This is a genomic window from Aequorivita aquimaris (assembly GCF_001573155.1).
GTDB lineage: Bacteria > Bacteroidota > Bacteroidia > Flavobacteriales > Flavobacteriaceae > Aequorivita > Aequorivita aquimaris.
In genome coordinates, this window is record NZ_JRWG01000043.1 from 1 (window position 1) to 739 (window position 739).

Here is a 739-nt window from a genome sequence, read left to right on the forward strand (position 1 = left end):
GTCCTGGAGACAGTGGGGAAGTCGTTACGCCATTCGTGCAGGTCGGAACTTACCCGACAAGGAATTTCGCTACCTTAGGACCGTTATAGTTACGGCCGCCGTTTACCTGGGCTTCATTTCAGAGCTTGCACTCCTCCACTTAACCTTCAGGCACCGGGCAGGCGTCAGGCCCTATACGTCGTCTTGAAGCCGACTTAGCAGAGCCCTGTGTTTTTGCTAAACAGTCGCTACCCCCTGGCCTGTGCCCCCCATGAGAGCTTGCGCTTACATGGGGCCTCCTTCTTCCGAAGGTACGGAGGCAATTTGCCGAGTTCCTTCAGGACACTTCTCTCAAGCGCCTTGGTATACTCTACCAGACCACCTGTGTCGGTTTCGGGTACGGTCTATACGGTGGGGCTATTTCCTGGGACAGTTTCGAAGCCTGACCAATCCGATAAGGTCAGACAACACACACCATCCGTCACACACCACCAGGCCCACGAATATTAACGTGGTTCCCATCGACTACCCCCTTCGGGCTCGTCTTAGGGGCCGGCTCACCCTGCGCGGATTAGCCTTGCGCAGGAACCCTTGGTCTTTCGGCGAGAGGGCATCTCACCCTCTTTATCGCTACTCATGTCTGCATTCGCACTTCCGATACCTCCACGACCCATTACCAGATCGCTTCACAGGCGTACGGAACGCTCCGCTACCGCGTGATCGTAAGATCACACCCTAAGCTTCGGTGCGTGTCTTGAGC

The 739-nt window shown here is 56.0% G+C and carries 1 rRNA gene; it reads right to left on the minus strand.

Annotation, left to right across the window (positions count from 1 at the left end):
• Positions 1-739, minus strand: a 23S ribosomal RNA gene (locus LS48_RS15875); the annotation flags it as partial.